Raw genomic sequence first — 17,013 nt, 5'->3', positions numbered from 1 at the left:
GGACGTTGCCAGGCAATTATAAAAGGAGAATTAGCTCAGCTGGGAGAGCATCTGCCTTACAAGCAGAGGGTCGGCGGTTCGAACCCGTCATTCTCCACCATTTTAGATAGCATTATGCCGGCCTAGCTCAACTGGTAGAGCAACTGACTTGTAATCAGTAGGTTGGGGGTTCAAGTCCTCTGGCCGGCACCATCTAAGAGCCATTAGCTCAGTTGGTAGAGCATCTGACTTTTAATCAGAGGGTCAGAGGTTCGAATCCTCTATGGCTCACCATTAGATCGCGGGTGTGGCGGAATTGGCAGACGCACTAGACTTAGGATCTAGCGCCTTACGGCGTGGGGGTTCGACTCCCTTCACCCGCATTTGCAGAAGTAGTTCAGCGGTAGAATACAACCTTGCCAAGGTTGGGGTCGCGGGTTCGAATCCCGTCTTCTGCTCCATTTTTTATTGATAGTGCCGGGGTGGCGGAACTGGCAGACGCACAGGACTTAAAATCCTGCGATAAGTGATTATCGTACCGGTTCGATTCCGGTCCTCGGCACCATCTAAATTATATATGCGCCCGTAGCTCAACTGGATAGAGCGTTTGACTACGGATCAAGAGGTTATGGGTTCGACTCCTATCGGGCGCGCTTAACATTTATACGGGAAGTAGCTCAGCTTGGTAGAGCACTTGGTTTGGGACCAAGGGGTCGTAGGTTCGAATCCTGTCTTCCCGATAACTTACTAATACTATATGGGGGCTTAGCTCAGATGGGAGAGCGCCTGCTTTGCACGCAGGAGGTCAGCGGTTCGATCCCGCTAGTCTCCACCATATAAACAAATAAATAAGGCGGTGTAGCTCAGCTGGCTAGAGCGTACGGTTCATACCCGTGAGGTCGGGGGTTCGATCCCCTCCACCGCCACTATTATTATTTTGAATTATATTTAGGACCTTTAGCTCAGTTGGTCAGAGCTAACGGCTCATAACCGTTCGGTCGCAGGTTCGAATCCTGCAAGGTCCATATAATTAAGGAGGAATACCCAAGTCCGGCTGAAGGGATCGGTCTTGAAAACCGACAGGGGCTTAACGGCTCGCGGGGGTTCGAATCCCTCTTCCTCCGCCATTTTTTCAAAATATAATTCAATAATAATGTACTTTAATTTTTAATGTGGAGGAATACCCAAGTCCGGCTGAAGGGATCGGTCTTGAAAACCGACAGGGGCTTAACGGCCCGCGGGGGTTCGAATCCCTCTTCCTCCGCCATTAATATTATTACCGCGGGATGGAGCAGTTCGGTAGCTCGTCGGGCTCATAACCCGAAGGTCGGTGGTTCAAATCCGCCTCCCGCAATTACATAATGGTCTCGTAGTGTAGCGGTTAACACGCCTGCCTGTCACGCAGGAGATCGCGGGTTCGATTCCCGTCGAGACCGCCATTATGGTTCAGTAGCTCAGTTGGTAGAGCAATGGATTGAAGCTCCATGTGTCGGCAGTTCGATTCTGTCCTGAACCATTTTTATGCAAGCCGGCCTAGCTCAACTGGTAGAGCAACTGACTTGTAATCAGTAGGTTGGGGGTTCAAGTCCTCTGGCCGGCATCACATGATGGAGGGGTAGCGAAGTGGCTAAACGCGGCGGACTGTAAATCCGCTCCTTCGGGTTCGGCAGTTCGAATCTGCCCCCCTCCACCATTGTTTTTATTTAATAGTATAGGGGTATAGTTCAACGGTAGAATAGAGGTCTCCAAAACCTTTGATGTGGGTTCGATTCCTACTACCCCTGCCATGGCGGCTGTGGCGAAGTGGTTAACGCATCGGATTGTGGTTCCGACATTCGTGGGTTCGATTCCCATCAGCCGCCCTTAATATTAATGGGCTATAGCCAAGCGGTAAGGCAACGGACTTTGACTCCGTCACGCGCTGGTTCGAATCCAGCTAGCCCAGTTAGATTGGCGGCATAGCCAAGTGGTAAGGCAGAGGTCTGCAAAACCTTTATCACCGGTTCAAATCCGGTTGCCGCCTCCATGTATATGCGGGAGTAGTTCAATTCTTAGAACAGGTTCCTTCCCGGAACAAGGTATAGGTGCAAATCCTATCTTCCGCTCCAATTATTACTTCCAGGTAGGAAGTTTTTTATTTATAACATTGAGCCGGTGTGGCGGAATTGGCAGACGCGCGGGACTCAAAATCCCGTTCCTTTAGAGGAGTGTCGGTTCGATCCCGACCACCGGTATAATAATAACATCATAAAGTATTAACCTAGTATAGAAATCCCGTATCTTCGGGGTTTCTTTTTTTGTTCCACTTATATATTTAGTTACGCTTATTTAATTTTTTAAATTTCTATAACTTAGTGTAAGACAATAGTTAATATCTTACATTTAAATTGCATATAGTTTTACATATAAATTTAATTTTTGTGTTTTATTTTTACTTAATAACTATTCACATTTTACTATAATGATTAATCTTCTTTCTCTAATAAATTACCCTTTGTATAATAATTGTTGAATGTAAAGGTATAAAATTAATATAACCATTAATATTTATCTTCTTACATTTTATATTACTCGTAGAGGAGAATTAACATAGTGAAAACGTATAAAGAATATACAGCTAGTAAATACAACAAATACGCTATTAGGAAATTTAGTGTTGGCCTTGCCTCAATTATGGTAGGAAGTTTTATATTTTTAGGGCATACCATGACTGCACAAGCAAGTGAAACTCAAAATAATCAAAAATCTGGTCAAGACACATTAACGGTTAGTAACAATTCTGAACAAACTAATGTGTCAGTGGCTGTAAAACAAACTGTCCAAAGTAGTACAAAGTCTGTTGAGAATGCACAGCCGGTTAAGTTACCTTCACAAAATGGTGATAGAGAAGCGAAATCTGGCGTGACAGTTGATACAAAATCATCTCAGCAACCCGTGAAAGAGGGTACAGGCAATCGGAACATTGCCCAATCAGCTACTAGTAAGCGTGAAGCATCACCAAATCAAGTTTCTTATGAACAACAACAAGTTACACAAGTAAACGTGGTAAATGAACCTCGAAATAGCACCTCTCAAACTAACGATGTTACAAATCATGCTCCACAAGCAAAAGAAAATAATGTAGCTTCTGTTTATCAACCATTAAATGACAAAAAAGTTAAAAGACAAGAGATTAATAAGTCGACTTATGATGTTAGTGTATTAAAAATTATAGAAAAAAATAAAAAATATCTTAATGAGGAAGAACGTAAATTCTTTTTAAAAATGGCATCACGTAATACTTCTTTTTTACCTAACGATTGGCCATTGATCTATAACCGTAATTATAAAGATATCTCCAAAAATGTTTTTGAACGTAAAATAGGTGAAGTAGGTAAAGTAAAAAATGAAAAAGTACTGAAAGCAATGTATGATTTAATTGAACAGAGAAATAATGACGAATTTCATACAGAATTATCCACTGATACTGAAAGATATATTAAAAAGCACAAATACAAATTAAAACAAAATATTAATGCACAAAATCCAACAATTGGTATTCATTTATCAAAAGATATTATTGCAATCTCACAACCCAATAATGTTGGACGTTATGAATCTTGGGGATTAAGATTAAATGAAAACTTAGCTAATAAAATTGAAGAAGTCAAAGTAAAATATAGATGGAATAATGAAACTATTGAAAAAGTAATTAATAAAGATATTAATGGCTTTTATTGGGTTAGAGGGGAGATCGACTTGCCTGCAAAATACGACCGTGCTGGTGGGGCAATGGATTTTGCACTAAAACTGAGACAAGGCCAATTTATAGATAAGATAAATGATAAGCTTTGGGGCTATATTATTGCCGATTCAAATCATAAAGTAACTATAGTTGGTGCTACATTTAGTTTTAAAAAGTTCGATTTTGCAGAGCAAAATTTTGATAAAAAGTTTAATGAAAAACTGCTGACATTGCAAAAGAACCAATTAATTCAAAAGATTAAGGACAATGCAGATAACTTTAATAATAAAGATAGTCTTAAACAGAAATATTTACAACAAGTGAATCAGGCACTTGGAAATATAACTACAGTCAAAGAATTTGCACAAGTACACAATACATTAGCACAAATAAATACAAGTGTAGAAAGAGCAGTAAAAGAGCTTAAAACATCAACAATTAATAGTCTTGATGTTAATGCTCAAAGTAAATTTGTAGATGTATTTAAATATATTGACTCTCATAAAGACAAATTGACTAGTGAAGAGCATAAATTTTTATTACGTATGGTGTCTCGTTTTAGTAGTTTCTTAGAACGTGATTGGAACTTAATGTACGAAGGTAAATATGAGCAAATTTCAAATAATGTAAATACGAGAGTGTTAGGAAATCAAGTAAGTCAGATTAATAAAATTTTGACTAATATGAAAGAATTAATTCAAATGCGTAACGGTGAAAATTACTTCAAAGATTATAGTAACGATAATCAAAATAAATACCGTACAAATAGCTACTCAGTGGATTCAAATATTACTAAGGATGAATTGAACAGACAACAAATTAAGTTAGCTATTAATAAAGAACAAGTTGTTTCTCTAGTTTCTACTAATAAAAAAAGAATTGAACGGTTTGAAAATTGGGGGTTACGTACGAATGAAGCATTAAATGCTAAACTCGCTTCTGTGAAAGTTCAATATCGTTGGAATGGACAAGATTATGAAGAAGAATTAGTACGAAATAAAGATGGATTCTATTGGTTCGATGAACGACAAAATCATAACAATGTTAAATATCATTCCGGTGGTAGTGTGAAGTTAGTTATGACATTTAACCATGGACAAGTATTAGACCATAATAATGATATGGCATGGGGTTATGTGATTAGCGATTCAAAAAATAAAGTAACTGATGTTGGTGCCAATATTGGATTTGGTAAATTTGATTTTAACTCTAATGATGTAGCTACAAATTTCAATAATAATGCAGTTCAAATTGTTAAAGAGGAATTAAACAAGCATATAACTAAGCATCAAGGTTTTTTATTAGATAATGAAGGTAATACAGAGCATTTTGCTGAAAAACTAAAAGCGATTAACTCAAGTGCAAATCAAGAGGAAATCATTACCCAATTATCACAATTGAACAGAGAAATTAACACAGCAATTGATAATTCGTTACTTAACAACAATCTTATTGTCATTCCAACTAATAAACAACATATTGGAAGTTATGCTAAAGGATTGAAAGATAAATATTTTAGTAGTGTACAAAGTTTAAATACAAATCCAAAAATTTCGCTTAATGCAGATAGTTCTTTAGTTATCCAACCTAAAGGCTATTTCTTCTATAAGCTAAAAGCGACAGATAAATTAGCGACTGGTAATAAATTTAACTTACAAATTAAAACTAAGTCAGTTGCGGAACAAACACGCTTTGAGTATGCATTTATAGGTGCTGATAATAAATATATAAGTAAAAATCTTATGATACCAAAAGTCGAGGATGGCTTATACCAATTAAATAATATATTGGTTCCAAAAGGTACAAATGCTATCATGTTACGTTTAGACAATAGAAATGGTAATAGTGATGTAGCAATTCAAAATATATCTCTAATTGCACACGAAGCATTAACGAATGAAGCAAGTAGAAATAATTTAATCGTTGTGCCTCCAAGTCAGCAACATATCGCAAATTTTGCGAAATCAATCAAAGATAGTTATTTTTCATCTTATCAAGCGAAAAACAGCTCACCGAACAATTCGTTTGATAAAGACGGCTCATTAACAATTGCACCGTCTGGTTATTTCTTCTATAACTTAAATACAATTAACGATTTAGCTCCAGGCAAACAATTCAAGATTCAAGTAATTACAGCACACAATGCTGATAAGTCAAAAGTAGAATATCGATTTACTAAAGGCGAAAATAATGAAAAACTACCGATTATAAGTGTACAAAAAGATGCACAAGGTAATTTTGTATCAGATAATATTACAGTTCCAGAAAATGCCAAAACATTAGCGTTACGTATAGATAATCGTCAAGGTTCAGAAGAATTTAAAATACTGGGAGTAAATGTATTTCCTGTACAAGTATAATTCCAGTAGTTGTTATAACTAACAATGCTTAATAAACAACAATTAGTGAAATTTAACTAATATATACTTTGTTAAAAGTTGACTATTAATAACACATACAGAGCAAGTAAAATGATTTGTTAAAACAAGTTACTTTCTTGCTCTTTTTTAGCATAGATAATTGCATACTTTATTATTAATTACGGTAAAAATTTAAAACAATAAGTATTTAGGTACTCCCTTTTTTTGTCACTTTCAATTATAATCAACATTAAGGTTTTAACTAGTATATAAGATAAAGAAGTCTTTAATGTGATTTGGAGGACAATAAATATGAGTAAAGGAAGTATGACACCTAAAATCTTTTTAATGAATATATTAAATGCTGTAGGTGCTGGTGTAGTTATCGCTTTACTACCTAATGCGTTATTGGGTGAATTGTTAAAGCTTTTTAAAGATGGTTATCCGACATTACAAACGATTTATGAAATTGTCGTGGTTATCCAATCATTTATGCCATTTATTATAGGTGTGTTAGCTGCACACCAATTTAAATTTAGTGGTGCAGGTGCCACAATGATTGGAACTTCTGCAATGATAGGGAGTGGTGTAATCAAAGTAACAGGCACTAGTTTCAATATGAGTGGTGTCGGTGACATCATTAACGTTATCGTGGTAGTAATAATTACGTGTGCATTATATATGCTGTTACAAAATAAATTAGGTTCATTAGAGATGATTATTTTACCGGTGTTGATTCCAGTAATTGGTGGGGGACTTGGGTTATATACTTTGCCTTATGTCACAAATGTTACAAAAACAATAGGTCAAATCGTAAATTCATTTACTGATTTTAATCCTTTATTGATGTCAATCTTAATATGTATTACATATGCATTATTAATGGTTACACCAATTTCAGTAGTAGCTATTGCCACAGCAATTGGCTTAACTGGTTTAGGTAGTGGTGCTGCTAATATGGGCATTGTTGCTGCTTGTGTGACGTTTTTATTTGGATCCATACGCATCAATTCAGCAGGTGTTAATTTAGTATTAATCATTGGCGCAGCCAAAATGATGATTCCAGTCTATCTACGTAATCCTATCATCATGATTCCACTTATTATTAATGGTACTATTGGTGGTTTGTTGACATATTTTGTGGGCATTAAAGGAACACCGATGTCGGCAGGATTTGGTTATACTGGTTTAGTAGGTCCTATTAATGCCTTTAATAGAATGGAAGGAGATGCAATGATGAATATTATACTGTTAGTATTTGCTTACTTTATTATTCCATTCGTTGCAGCATTCTTTGTTCATGGACTATGTAAAAGGTTAATGGCGGGCTATTCTGATGATATTTATCAATTTGAAATACCCAAACAATAATTATTTAGGTTAAAGTAAAAATGAGGAGTATTGATTCACAGCATGTGAATTAATACTGCTTTATTTTTATACATATAATATACAATAATATTGTTGATCATTCGATTTCAGACCTTAATAATAGCAAATTCTTTAAAATGATATTGAATAACATTGCGTAATTGTGTATAATAATAAAATATATTGAAAGGGGCACTGATGAATGGCACAATCTGGGAAATTAATATTAGTAGCAATCATAATGTTTAGCTCATTGCTTATGTATGTTCAACCAACAACTTATGCAGCACAAGATGAGCAATGGGGAAAAATAAAAGAACGTGGTGAATTGCGTGTTGGATTATCAGCCGATTATGCACCATATGAATTTGAACACAACGTAGATGGTAAACGTAAGTATGATGGTATAGATATAGATTTAGCGAAAAAGATTGCTAAAGATAATAATTTAAAATTAAAAATTGTAAATATGCAATTTGATAGTTTATTAGGTGCAATAAAAACAGGGAAAATTGATATTATTATCTCAGGTATGACTCCAACACCTGAACGAGAAAAAGAAGTTGATTTTTCCAATCCATATATGACAGTAACGCAAAAAATGATTATTAAAAAATCAGAAGACGATAAATTACAAAAGTTAGATGATTTTGCTAATAAAAAAATTGGCGTACAAAAACAAACTCAACAAGAAACGATAGCAAAAAATGAAATTGACAATGCTAATATCCAGTCTTTAACGAGAGTACCGGAAGTGATAATGTCCTTGAAAAGTGGTAAGGTCAGTGGCATGGTTATCGAAGGACCAGTGGCAGAAGCATATTTAAAACAAAACCCAGATTTAAAATTTGCTGAAGGAGTTAAATTTGAAGAAGGGGAAAAAAATACAGCAATTGCAGTGCCCAAAAATTCACCGGAACTAATGAAACATTTAAATGCGACGATTAAAGATGTAAAAGATAATAATTTAATTGCTGATTATAAAGACAATGCAGCAGAAGCAATGAAAAAAGATGACGGTAATTTCTTTACAAAATATGGTAACTTTTTCTTAAAAGGAATACAAAACACGATCTTAATTTCTATTGTAGGAGTAGTTTTAGGTGCGATTTTAGGTTCAGTGTTAGCATTATTTAAATTAAGTAAAGTTAAACCGTTGAGATGGTTAGCATCGGCTTATATTGAATTTTTAAGAGGTACACCGCTTTTAGTACAAGTCTTTTTAGTTTATTTTGGTTCAACAGCAGTCTTAGGTTGGAATCTTTCTGCATTAATTTGCGGTATGATAGCACTTGTTATTAATTGTTCAGCTTATATTGCGGAAATTATTAGAGCAGGTATTAATGCAGTTGATAAAGGGCAAATGGAGGCAGCTAGAAGTTTAGGTTTGTCTTATGGTCAAACAATGAAAAGTGTCATATTACCGCAAGCCATTAAAAATATTTTACCAGCTTTAGGTAACGAATTTGTTACAGTGATTAAAGAATCATCTATTGTCTCTGTAATTGGTGTCAGTGAAATTATGTTTAATGCTCAAGTAGTACAAGGTGCTTCTTTTGATCCGTTTACGCCACTATTAGTAGCAGCAGTACTATACTTTATTCTTACATTTACATTGTCACGTATTATGTATTTCTTTGAAGGGAGATTGAAAGTCAGTGATTGATATTAAAAATTTAACTAAGTCTTTTGGACAAAATGAAGTATTAAAGGGTATTGACTTATCGATTGAACGCGGAGAAGTTGTTGCTATTATCGGACCTTCAGGAAGCGGGAAAAGTACTTTTTTACGATGCATGAATTTATTAGAAACACCAACGAGTGGTGAAGTGATATTTAATGGCAATAGTTTAACTGCAAAAGATACCAAACTTGAACAATTGAGACAAAATATGGGTATGGTTTTTCAAAATTTTAATTTATTTCCACATAAAAAGGTAATAGATAACATATTATTAGCTCCGACACTATTAAAAAAAGGAAATAACGGTGATTTGCAACAAACTGCAATGACTTTATTATACAAGGTAGGTTTAGCTGATAAAGCTGACGCCTATCCATCACAACTATCTGGAGGACAAAAGCAAAGAGTTGCCATAGCCAGAGCATTAGCAATGAATCCAGAAGTATTGTTATTTGACGAACCAACATCTGCATTAGATCCAGAAGTTGTTGGTGACGTATTAGAAGTTATGCAAAATTTAGCCAAAGAAGGTATGACAATGGTAGTCGTTACGCATGAGATGAATTTTGCTAAAGACGTCAGCAATAAAGTGGTATTTATGGCAGATGGCTATGTTGTTGAGTCAGGTTCACCGCAAGATATATTTGAAACACCACAGCATGATAGAACGAAAAGCTTTTTAGCCAGAGTGTTATAGCATAATTAAATTAAGTGATCACGTATGATAGATGAAATGCGTTGGTCGCTTAATTTTTTTAGTTAACAACAATAATTCAACATACGTAGCGTTAGTATTTTATGTTAAACTATGACTTGTATGCTTAAAAGTGGGGTGAAAAAATGGATATAAATCAATTGAAACAAGAAGTTATCGATTATGCACATTCCATTGGTATAGATCATATCGGTTTTACGACTGCAGATCCATTTGATGAATTAAAACAAAAGCTTGAAGATTATCATAGTAAGGGATATGCTTCAGGATTTGAAGAACCTGATATTAATTTAAGAACAGAACCCAAACTATCTTTGCCAACAGCACGTTCAATTATTGCAATAGCAGTAGGCTATCCCAATAAGTTGAAAGGTGCACCGAAAAGTGTAAGAGGCGATCGTCGAGGTCTATTTGCTCGTGCATCTTGGGGGCAAGATTATCACACGATTATGCGTAATAGACTAGATAAATTAGAACAATTTTTGCGTTCGAAAGTTGCAGATATTGAAGTTAAATCGATGGTTGATACAGGCGTATTATCAGATAGAGCTGTAGCTGAAAGAGCAGGTTTAGGCTTTACTGGTAGAAATGGTTTCGTCATTAATCCTGATTTAGGCACTTGGACCTATTTAGGAGAAATGCTTGTTAGTGTGCCATTTGCACCAGATGACCCGCTGTTAGATAGCTGTGGAGATTGTACAATATGTGTTGATCGTTGCCCTACAGGTGCGCTTGTAGGAGATGGACAATTAAATAGTCAAAAATGTATAAGTTTCTTAACTCAAACGAAAGGCTATATGGCAGACGAATATCGTTATAAAATAGGTAATCGTTTATATGGCTGTGATACGTGTCAGCAAGTTTGTCCGAAAAACAGAGGCATTAATACACAACATGATGATATTGTCTTAGAACCGGAAATATTAAAACCTAGATTAGTGCCATTATTAAAAATGTCTAATAAGGAGTTTAAAAATACTTATGGACATTTAGCAGGTGCATGGCGTGGCAAAAAACCTATTCAACGTAACGCAATTTTAGCCTTAGCTCATTTTAAGGAAGAAGCAGCCATTCCTGATCTTAAAGATGTGGCTTTAACTGATCCTAGACCAATGATTAGAGCTACAGCATATTGGGCTATTGGTCAAATACTTGGCGAAGAAGCGCGTCCATTTATTGATGCTTATTACGATACTGAAATAGAAGAAGTTCAACAAGAAATGTTAAAAGGATTGGAACAGAGGAGAGAACATTAAGATGACAAACCATATTGTATTATTTCAACCAGAAATCCCAGGAAACACTGGAAGTATTGCACGTACTTGTGCAGGAACATATACCCACTTACATCTAATTAAACCATTAGGCTTTAGTACGGATGATAAGATGTTAAAACGCGCAGGTTTAGATTACTGGGATAGCGTAAATATAACGTATCATGAAAGTATTGAAGCGTTTTTTGAGTCTACAGAGGGTCATTATTATTTACTGACTAAATTTGGTCAACAAACTTATTCAACATTTGATTTTTCCAATACTGAAGAAGACCATTATTTTGTTTTTGGCAGAGAAACGACAGGGTTACCTGACTGGGTCAAAGAAAAATATAAAGATACTGCATTAAGAATGCCGATGAATAATAATATAAGATCATTAAATTTGTCTAACACAGCATCTATTTTAATTTATGAAGCGTTAAGACAACAAAATTATCCTGATTTAACTTAATTTATTTGAATATCAGTGAAAAATCTTGTCAAGATTTGTATAATGTAGGTAATAAGTATTAAATTGCATGTATACTGAAGATTAACTTCAAGGATTATGCGTTTAATCTTCTCAACACAAGGGTAATTATAAAAGAATATTAATGTCTGTACTAATAGAATACGAGGAGTGTAATAACAATGGCAATGAACTTTAAAGTATTAGAAAACGAACACGTTGTGGCAGAATATGTCGCTGATATTTTACGTAAACAATTTAATAATAATCCAACAACTATCGCTGGACTACATCTAGCTAAAGAAAATGCACCAGTATTGGACGAATTAAAAAAGAATGTAGATTCACACGCAGTTGATTTTAGTCAAATTAATATTTTAGATTATGATGACAATAAATCTTATTATGAAGCACTTGGTGTACCTAATGGTCAAATTTATAATGTGTCATTTAGTGAAGATACAGAGTCATTTATTAAAGATAAAATTAAAACAAAAGAAAACAAAGGAAAACTTATTGTACAAGTAGTATCATTAGATGCTTCAGGTAATTTAGATGTTGCTTTAAGACAAGGTTTATTGAGTTCTCGTGAAGTATTGTTGGTAATTACAGGTACCGATAAAAAAGATGCAGTTAAAAAATTATATGAAGAAAATGGTAAAACAAATTTCGAGCCTGCTGACTTAAAAGCACATAGAATGGTTAATGTCATTTTAGATGAAGCGGCTGCAGAAGGCTTACCTGAAGATGTACGCCAATATTTTACTGCTAGATTTGCTTAAATCATTTATAAAGTGAGGGAATTGTTGTGTCTAATGAAAAACATAATAATCATCAAGATGAAGAAATTGAAAATGAGATGGTAGATAGTTTTGATGATGTAGTTGATTTAGGTAAAGAGATGGAACAGATTTCTGAAGAAAATGATGAAGAAAAATTAAATAAATCTCATGATGCTGAAACACGTTCAGATTTAGATGAGTAGCAATAACAAGAACTTTAATGGACAAAATTAGTAATCAAAACATAGACTTTTTGATTACTGTTTTGTCCTTTTTTAGAATATATTTATCTATTTTGAAACGCTATCGGTTACTTGAATATGTTATGATTAGAGCATTCTAAGTATTAAGGAGAATTTAAGACAATGCTAAGTAAAAACTGGAAAAAGATTATGATTAGTGCATTTATCATAAATTTGATTTCAATAAAAGGATTTCCTATGGCGATTGGAGCAGTTTATTTACCAATTTTATTTAAAATAATTAAAATGCAAATGAATTTATCTAAAGGATTGGTGGATCAAGTAAATCCTAAAACATTTATCAAAAGTAACCAAACAGGCATTATTGTAAGTGTTGTTTGTTGTATAGTGATTTCAATACTATTGTTGAAGCCATTAAATGATTTTTATAACAGTTTAGGAGGATTTTTAGCCACTTTAATAACGATTAGTCCTATCACTATGATTATAGGTGCAATACTGCTTATATTGACTGCTATGGCCATTATCCAAGCAGCCAAAGCACACTATGCACAAAAAGTATTAAATAAAGAACAAGCTTAATTGTTTTTATCTGTTAAAATGCTATAGATGGTGTTTCTAATTTGCAATAATTGAAGCATATTGAGTGAAATAGCCACCTTTATATTAAAAAAGGTGAGGTGTTTCACTCTTTTTTTTAAATGAAACAGTAGTTTTTTGAAAACGCTACAATATACAATTGCCCCGATAAATTGTTTAATGCTATACTAAAAACGAACTAAGAATATCGAAGGGGAGTATACATATGTCAGTAAGAATTGAACACGATACATTTGGTGAAATTGAAGTACCAGCAGATAAATATTGGGGTGCGCAGACAGAAAGAAGTAAACGTAATTTTCCAGTCGGTAAAGAGCGTATGCCAATTGAAGTAGTATATGGGTTTGCTCAATTGAAACGTGCTGCAGCATTAGCCAATCATGAATTAGGTAAACTATCAGATGATAAAAAAAATGCGATTGTATATGCATGTGATCGTATTTTAAACAAAGAATTAGACGAACATTTTCCACTTGTTGTATGGCAAACTGGTAGCGGTACACAAAGTAATATGAACGTCAATGAAGTTGTAAGCTTCGTAGCCAATCAATATTTACAAGACAATAATTCGAATGAACAAATTCATCCGAACGATGATGTAAATAAATCACAAAGTTCTAATGATACATTCCCAACGGCTATGCATGTAGCTCTATATAGTGAAATTGAAACTAAATTAGAACCAGCACTACAACATTTAAGAGATACGTTTAAAGAAAAAGAAGAGCAATTTTATGATATTATCAAAATAGGACGTACACACTTACAAGACGCAACACCAATTCGTTTAGGCCAAGAAATTAGTGGTTGGAGATATATGTTAGATAAGTGTGAAACACTGTTAGCTGAATCGAAAGCTCACATCTTAAACTTAGCTATTGGTGGTACGGCAGTCGGTACTGGTATTAATGCTCATCCAGAGTTTGGAGATAAAGTGGCGAAATTTATCGCAGAAAATACTGGTTATGCATTTGTATCTTCTGACAATAAGTTCCATGCGTTAACTGCGCACGATGAAGTTGTACAATTGCATGGTACATTGAAAGCTCTTGCTGGAGATTTAACTAAAATTGCAAATGATGTTCGTTGGTTAGCATCGGGCCCTCGTGCTGGGTTGGCAGAAATTGCTATTCCTGAAAATGAACCAGGATCTTCAATTATGCCAGGAAAAGTAAATCCAACACAATGTGAAATGTTAACAATGGTTGCTACACAAGTAATGGGTAACGATGCAGCTGTTGGCTTTGCAAGTTCACAAGGTAATTTTGAATTAAATGTCTACAAACCAGTAATTTTGCATAACACATTACAATCTATTTATTTACTTGCAGATGGAATGCAAACATTTAATGATAATTGTGCTGTAGGTATTGAGCCAATTCAGGAAAATATTGATAATTATTTAAATCAATCATTAATGTTAGTTACAGCATTAAACCCACATATTGGTTATGAAAAAGCAGCACACATTGCTAAAAAAGCACATAAAGAAGGACTGACTTTAAAAGATTCTGCAATTCAATCCGGATATTTAACTGCAGAACAATTTGATGAATGGATCAAACCTGAAGACATGGTAGAGCCTAAATAAAAGAACAATAAATAACATATAAAGAGGCTGGTACATTGTATAAATGCACCAGCCTCTTTTTGACATGTAATACAGTGACAACTTTCAGGAAATTACTGTTTCACATCATCATCTAATGATACGCTTATTTGGTTTTGTGTCAGCGGATGGGTAAATTCAATTTTATAACTTTGTAATTTTAGTTGGCGCAAAGTAGAATTACCATACAATGGATCACCGATAACAGGATGGCCAATTTCAGCTAAATGTACACGAATTTGATGTGTACGTCCTGTGTCTAATTTTAGTTCAATTTGGCATCTATTTTCATCAACCATTTGCGAACTTAAAATGTGTGTTATCGCACGTTGACCTGTTTGAGAGATTCGGCGTCTATTTGGATGGAATTTATCTTTACCTATAGGCATGTCTATTGTTTGTGGCTTAATAGGTAATAAACTCTTTACTTCAGCTCGATAAATGCGGTCAATTTGATTATCTTCTAACATGCGGTCTAAAATTTTTTTCATTAAAGGATTTTTAGCAACAATAAGTAATCCTACAGTTTCTTGATCGAGACGATGAATCGGTTCAACATAGTCATTATTTAGAGTATATATGACGTGATTCATTAAAGTATTACTTTCTTTTAAATCATTTGGATGTGTTTTAACACCTTTAGGCTTCATTACAATAGCCAAATCATCATCTTCATAGTAAATTTGAGCATATCGATAACTAGGTAAATAATTACTTTCTTCTGCTGGGTTTGGTAGGTAAACGTCATCACCTGCATTTACTTGATTAATTAACTTAGCAGGCTGATCATTGACAGTAATTTCATTGGACATATTTAAAGTGTGTAAATCTTTTTTTGGTAAGTTTAAGTGTTGAAAAATTTCTCTAATAGTATATTGATCAAACTTTTCTGGGATTTTAAATTTCATGGTATCCTCCTCAATCATTCCTAACTATCATACCATATCACTTATACTAAAAAAATCTGAATATAGTGTATTCCTATAAAATAATATAGTCCTTGCTATTTATTAGGTAAACATAGAGTTACTATACACATTTAAAGTCTCAGTAGCTTTGCAGTTAAAAGTTTTACTTATATTTCGTTTATAGTAATGAAGCTGTATAATATAAAGTGAGCAACAAGTGAAAAGGGGGGACAATATATGGAAAAGCCTACCCGTTTGGCTTTATTAAAAGAAATAGCCGAATATTTAAATGAAGAAACCGAAACTTACAATATGATGCAAGGTGCGTTGAGATTTTTAATCGATGGCACTGAATTTACAACAGGTTGGATATTTTTTATAGATGATGAAGGACATCATGAATTAGTATCTGATGTCGATTTGCCGGGAGCACTGTCAAAACATGATTGTAAATATATGAAAGATGGCACTTGTTGGTGTGTCCAAGCATATCATAATGAAAAACTAACGAAAGCTTCAAATATTATAAATTGTTCGCGTATTAATTTGGCAAATCATGCTTATCATGAAGAAACAGATGGTGTGACACACCACGCAACCGTACCACTTCGCTCAGGTTCTGAACAATTTGGTTTGTTAAATGTTGCCACACCGCATACAAAGCGCTACAGTGAAGAAGATTTAGAATTACTAGAATCAGTAGCTTTTCAAATCGGTTCAGCGATTAAACGTATTATGTTGACCGATCAAGAAAAAGAAGCAGCACGTATAAATGAACGAAATAGACTGGCGAGAGATTTGCATGATTCAGTGAATCAAATGTTATTTTCAGTAAAATTAACTGCACACGCAGCAAAAGTAATGTCTAAAGAAAGTGTGTCACAACAAGCATTCACTGTGATTGAAGAGACGAGCCAACAAGCAGTTAATGAAATGCGAACGTTAATTTGGCAATTAAAACCTATAGGACTGGAACAGGGGTTAATCTCTGCGATAACTAAATATAGTGAAATGGTAAATCTATCATTGACTGTCGATGTTGAGGGTTTAATTAAATTACCTAGCTTAATAGAAGAAAATGTATATAGAATAATGCAAGAAGCATTAAATAATACACGTAAACATGCAGGTACTTCAAATGTACACTTAACTTTAAATCAAACAGCTAGCCATATATTTATTGAAATAAGCGATGACGGCAACGGTTTTGATAGTGGTCAAAAAGCAGTGGACAATGCACATGGTCTTAATAATATGAAACAACGAACGAAGATGATAGATGGAAATTTACAAGTTAACTCAACAGAGGGAGTAGGTACGACAATCGCGTTACTGATTCCCGTTAAAGCCTAA

Annotated in this window: 12 protein-coding genes and 24 tRNA genes; 35 read left to right on the top strand and 1 reads right to left on the bottom strand. The window is 34.3% G+C overall.

Features of this window, described 5'->3' with window-relative positions:
- Positions 1 to 24 precede the first annotated feature (24 nt).
- The 34 genes from JVU85_RS13265 (at position 25) to fumC (ending at position 14,734) form a co-directional block, all read left to right on the top strand.
- A tRNA-Val gene (locus JVU85_RS13265) sits at positions 25 to 100 on the top strand.
- A gap of 16 nt (positions 101 to 116) precedes the next feature.
- A tRNA-Thr gene (locus JVU85_RS13260) sits at positions 117 to 192 on the top strand.
- Positions 193 to 197: 5 nt separating this feature from the next.
- Positions 198 to 273, top strand: a tRNA-Lys gene (locus tag JVU85_RS13255).
- Positions 274 to 280: 7 nt separating this feature from the next.
- A tRNA-Leu gene (locus JVU85_RS13250) sits at positions 281 to 362 on the top strand.
- 3 nt (positions 363 to 365) lie between these two features.
- Positions 366 to 440 (top strand) — tRNA-Gly (locus JVU85_RS13245).
- A gap of 15 nt (positions 441 to 455) precedes the next feature.
- Positions 456 to 544, top strand: a tRNA-Leu gene (locus JVU85_RS13240).
- A gap of 14 nt (positions 545 to 558) precedes the next feature.
- Positions 559 to 632 (top strand) — tRNA-Arg (locus JVU85_RS13235).
- Between the two features lie 13 nt (positions 633 to 645).
- Positions 646 to 719 (top strand) — tRNA-Pro (locus JVU85_RS13230).
- A gap of 19 nt (positions 720 to 738) precedes the next feature.
- A tRNA-Ala gene (locus JVU85_RS13225) sits at positions 739 to 814 on the top strand.
- A gap of 17 nt (positions 815 to 831) precedes the next feature.
- Positions 832 to 905 (top strand) — tRNA-Met (locus JVU85_RS13220).
- A 25-nt stretch (positions 906 to 930) separates the two neighbouring features.
- Positions 931 to 1,004: transfer RNA gene (locus tag JVU85_RS13215), tRNA-Ile, on the top strand.
- Positions 1,005 to 1,013: 9 nt separating this feature from the next.
- Positions 1,014 to 1,106: transfer RNA gene (locus JVU85_RS13210), tRNA-Ser, on the top strand.
- Between the two features lie 47 nt (positions 1,107 to 1,153).
- Positions 1,154 to 1,246: transfer RNA gene (locus JVU85_RS13205), tRNA-Ser, on the top strand.
- A gap of 13 nt (positions 1,247 to 1,259) precedes the next feature.
- A tRNA-Met gene (locus tag JVU85_RS13200) sits at positions 1,260 to 1,333 on the top strand.
- A 9-nt stretch (positions 1,334 to 1,342) separates the two neighbouring features.
- Positions 1,343 to 1,418, top strand: a tRNA-Asp gene (locus JVU85_RS13195).
- 4 nt (positions 1,419 to 1,422) lie between these two features.
- A tRNA-Phe gene (locus JVU85_RS13190) sits at positions 1,423 to 1,495 on the top strand.
- A gap of 11 nt (positions 1,496 to 1,506) precedes the next feature.
- Positions 1,507 to 1,579, top strand: a tRNA-Thr gene (locus JVU85_RS13185).
- Positions 1,580 to 1,588: 9 nt separating this feature from the next.
- Positions 1,589 to 1,672, top strand: a tRNA-Tyr gene (locus JVU85_RS13180).
- 20 nt (positions 1,673 to 1,692) lie between these two features.
- A tRNA-Trp gene (locus JVU85_RS13175) sits at positions 1,693 to 1,766 on the top strand.
- Between the two features lie 2 nt (positions 1,767 to 1,768).
- A tRNA-His gene (locus tag JVU85_RS13170) sits at positions 1,769 to 1,841 on the top strand.
- A gap of 11 nt (positions 1,842 to 1,852) precedes the next feature.
- Positions 1,853 to 1,924, top strand: a tRNA-Gln gene (locus tag JVU85_RS13165).
- A gap of 7 nt (positions 1,925 to 1,931) precedes the next feature.
- Positions 1,932 to 2,005, top strand: a tRNA-Cys gene (locus JVU85_RS13160).
- A 7-nt stretch (positions 2,006 to 2,012) separates the two neighbouring features.
- Positions 2,013 to 2,087 (top strand) — tRNA-Gly (locus tag JVU85_RS13155).
- A 42-nt stretch (positions 2,088 to 2,129) separates the two neighbouring features.
- Positions 2,130 to 2,213, top strand: a tRNA-Leu gene (locus JVU85_RS13150).
- Between the two features lie 358 nt (positions 2,214 to 2,571).
- Positions 2,572 to 6,063: a YSIRK-type signal peptide-containing protein gene (locus tag JVU85_RS13145; protein WP_204171898.1), complete on the top strand. Its 3,492-nt coding sequence runs from the start codon at positions 2,572 to 2,574 to the stop codon at positions 6,061 to 6,063.
- A gap of 312 nt (positions 6,064 to 6,375) precedes the next feature.
- A complete protein-coding gene (locus tag JVU85_RS13140) occupies positions 6,376 to 7,434 on the top strand; it encodes a PTS sugar transporter subunit IIC (protein ID WP_103388778.1) in 1,059 nt (352 codons plus the stop codon).
- 241 nt (positions 7,435 to 7,675) lie between these two features.
- On the top strand, positions 7,676 to 9,100 hold the full coding sequence (locus JVU85_RS13135) for an ABC transporter substrate-binding protein/permease (RefSeq protein WP_481906199.1): 1,425 nt from the start codon (positions 7,676 to 7,678) through the stop codon (positions 9,098 to 9,100).
- Complete coding sequence (locus JVU85_RS13130; RefSeq protein WP_204171896.1) at positions 9,093 to 9,815, top strand: ATP-binding cassette domain-containing protein; 723 nt, start codon at positions 9,093 to 9,095, stop codon at positions 9,813 to 9,815. The genes JVU85_RS13135 and JVU85_RS13130 overlap by 8 nt, the downstream gene beginning before the upstream one ends.
- Before the next feature lie 143 nt (positions 9,816 to 9,958).
- Positions 9,959 to 11,089, top strand: a complete 1,131-nt coding sequence (queG, locus tag JVU85_RS13125; protein WP_112369421.1) for a tRNA epoxyqueuosine(34) reductase QueG — start codon at positions 9,959 to 9,961, stop codon at positions 11,087 to 11,089.
- A 1-nt stretch (position 11,090) separates the two neighbouring features.
- Positions 11,091 to 11,561, top strand: coding sequence for a tRNA (uridine(34)/cytosine(34)/5-carboxymethylaminomethyluridine(34)-2'-O)-methyltransferase TrmL (trmL, locus tag JVU85_RS13120; RefSeq protein ID WP_103388779.1), 471 nt, complete (start codon positions 11,091 to 11,093; stop codon positions 11,559 to 11,561).
- A gap of 179 nt (positions 11,562 to 11,740) precedes the next feature.
- A complete protein-coding gene (locus tag JVU85_RS13115) occupies positions 11,741 to 12,340 on the top strand; it encodes a sugar phosphate isomerase family (RefSeq protein WP_002509220.1) in 600 nt (199 codons plus the stop codon).
- A 26-nt stretch (positions 12,341 to 12,366) separates the two neighbouring features.
- The gene (locus tag JVU85_RS13110) at positions 12,367 to 12,543 is read left to right on the top strand and encodes an SAS053 family DNA gyrase inhibitor (protein ID WP_002509219.1); all 177 of its coding nucleotides are present in this window, start codon (positions 12,367 to 12,369) and stop codon (positions 12,541 to 12,543) included.
- A 162-nt stretch (positions 12,544 to 12,705) separates the two neighbouring features.
- A complete protein-coding gene (locus JVU85_RS13105; RefSeq protein WP_204171895.1) occupies positions 12,706 to 13,125 on the top strand; it encodes a hypothetical protein in 420 nt (139 codons plus the stop codon).
- 223 nt (positions 13,126 to 13,348) lie between these two features.
- Entirely contained in the window at positions 13,349 to 14,734 is a 1,386-nt protein-coding gene (gene fumC / locus JVU85_RS13100; RefSeq protein WP_135024694.1) for a class II fumarate hydratase, read from the top strand.
- A gap of 92 nt (positions 14,735 to 14,826) precedes the next feature.
- Here fumC and JVU85_RS13095 read toward each other — a convergent pair whose 3' ends face one another.
- Positions 14,827 to 15,660, bottom strand: coding sequence for an RluA family pseudouridine synthase (locus tag JVU85_RS13095; RefSeq protein ID WP_103388781.1), 834 nt, complete (start codon positions 15,658 to 15,660; stop codon positions 14,827 to 14,829).
- A gap of 237 nt (positions 15,661 to 15,897) precedes the next feature.
- On the opposite strand from JVU85_RS13095, the gene JVU85_RS13090 reads away from it, so the two are divergent.
- A complete protein-coding gene (locus tag JVU85_RS13090; RefSeq protein WP_204172758.1) occupies positions 15,898 to 17,013 on the top strand; it encodes a GAF domain-containing sensor histidine kinase in 1,116 nt (371 codons plus the stop codon).

Origin of the sequence: Staphylococcus sp. GDY8P72P (assembly GCF_016890655.1) — a bacterium.
Lineage (GTDB): Bacteria > Bacillota > Bacilli > Staphylococcales > Staphylococcaceae > Staphylococcus > Staphylococcus arlettae.
The sequence above is the reverse complement of the archived record's forward strand: the minus strand, read 5'-3'. Positions and strand labels throughout refer to the sequence as shown.

Bases quoted from the DNA above. Each gene is read 5' to 3' on its own strand.
- trmL (WP_103388779.1), top strand. From the start codon at position 11,091: ATGACAAACCATATTGTATTATTTCAACCAGAAATCCCAGGAAACACT.
- JVU85_RS13090 (WP_204172758.1), top strand. From the start codon at position 15,898: ATGGAAAAGCCTACCCGTTTGGCTTTATTAAAAGAAATAGCCGAATAT.
- JVU85_RS13115 (WP_002509220.1), top strand. From the start codon at position 11,741: ATGGCAATGAACTTTAAAGTATTAGAAAACGAACACGTTGTGGCAGAA.
- JVU85_RS13105 (WP_204171895.1), top strand. From the start codon at position 12,706: ATGCTAAGTAAAAACTGGAAAAAGATTATGATTAGTGCATTTATCATA.
- JVU85_RS13140 (WP_103388778.1), top strand. From the start codon at position 6,376: ATGAGTAAAGGAAGTATGACACCTAAAATCTTTTTAATGAATATATTA.
- queG (WP_112369421.1), top strand. From the start codon at position 9,959: ATGGATATAAATCAATTGAAACAAGAAGTTATCGATTATGCACATTCC.
- JVU85_RS13095 (WP_103388781.1), bottom strand. From the start codon at position 15,660: ATGAAATTTAAAATCCCAGAAAAGTTTGATCAATATACTATTAGAGAA.
- fumC (WP_135024694.1), top strand. From the start codon at position 13,349: ATGTCAGTAAGAATTGAACACGATACATTTGGTGAAATTGAAGTACCA.
- JVU85_RS13135 (WP_481906199.1), top strand. From the start codon at position 7,676: ATGTTTAGCTCATTGCTTATGTATGTTCAACCAACAACTTATGCAGCA.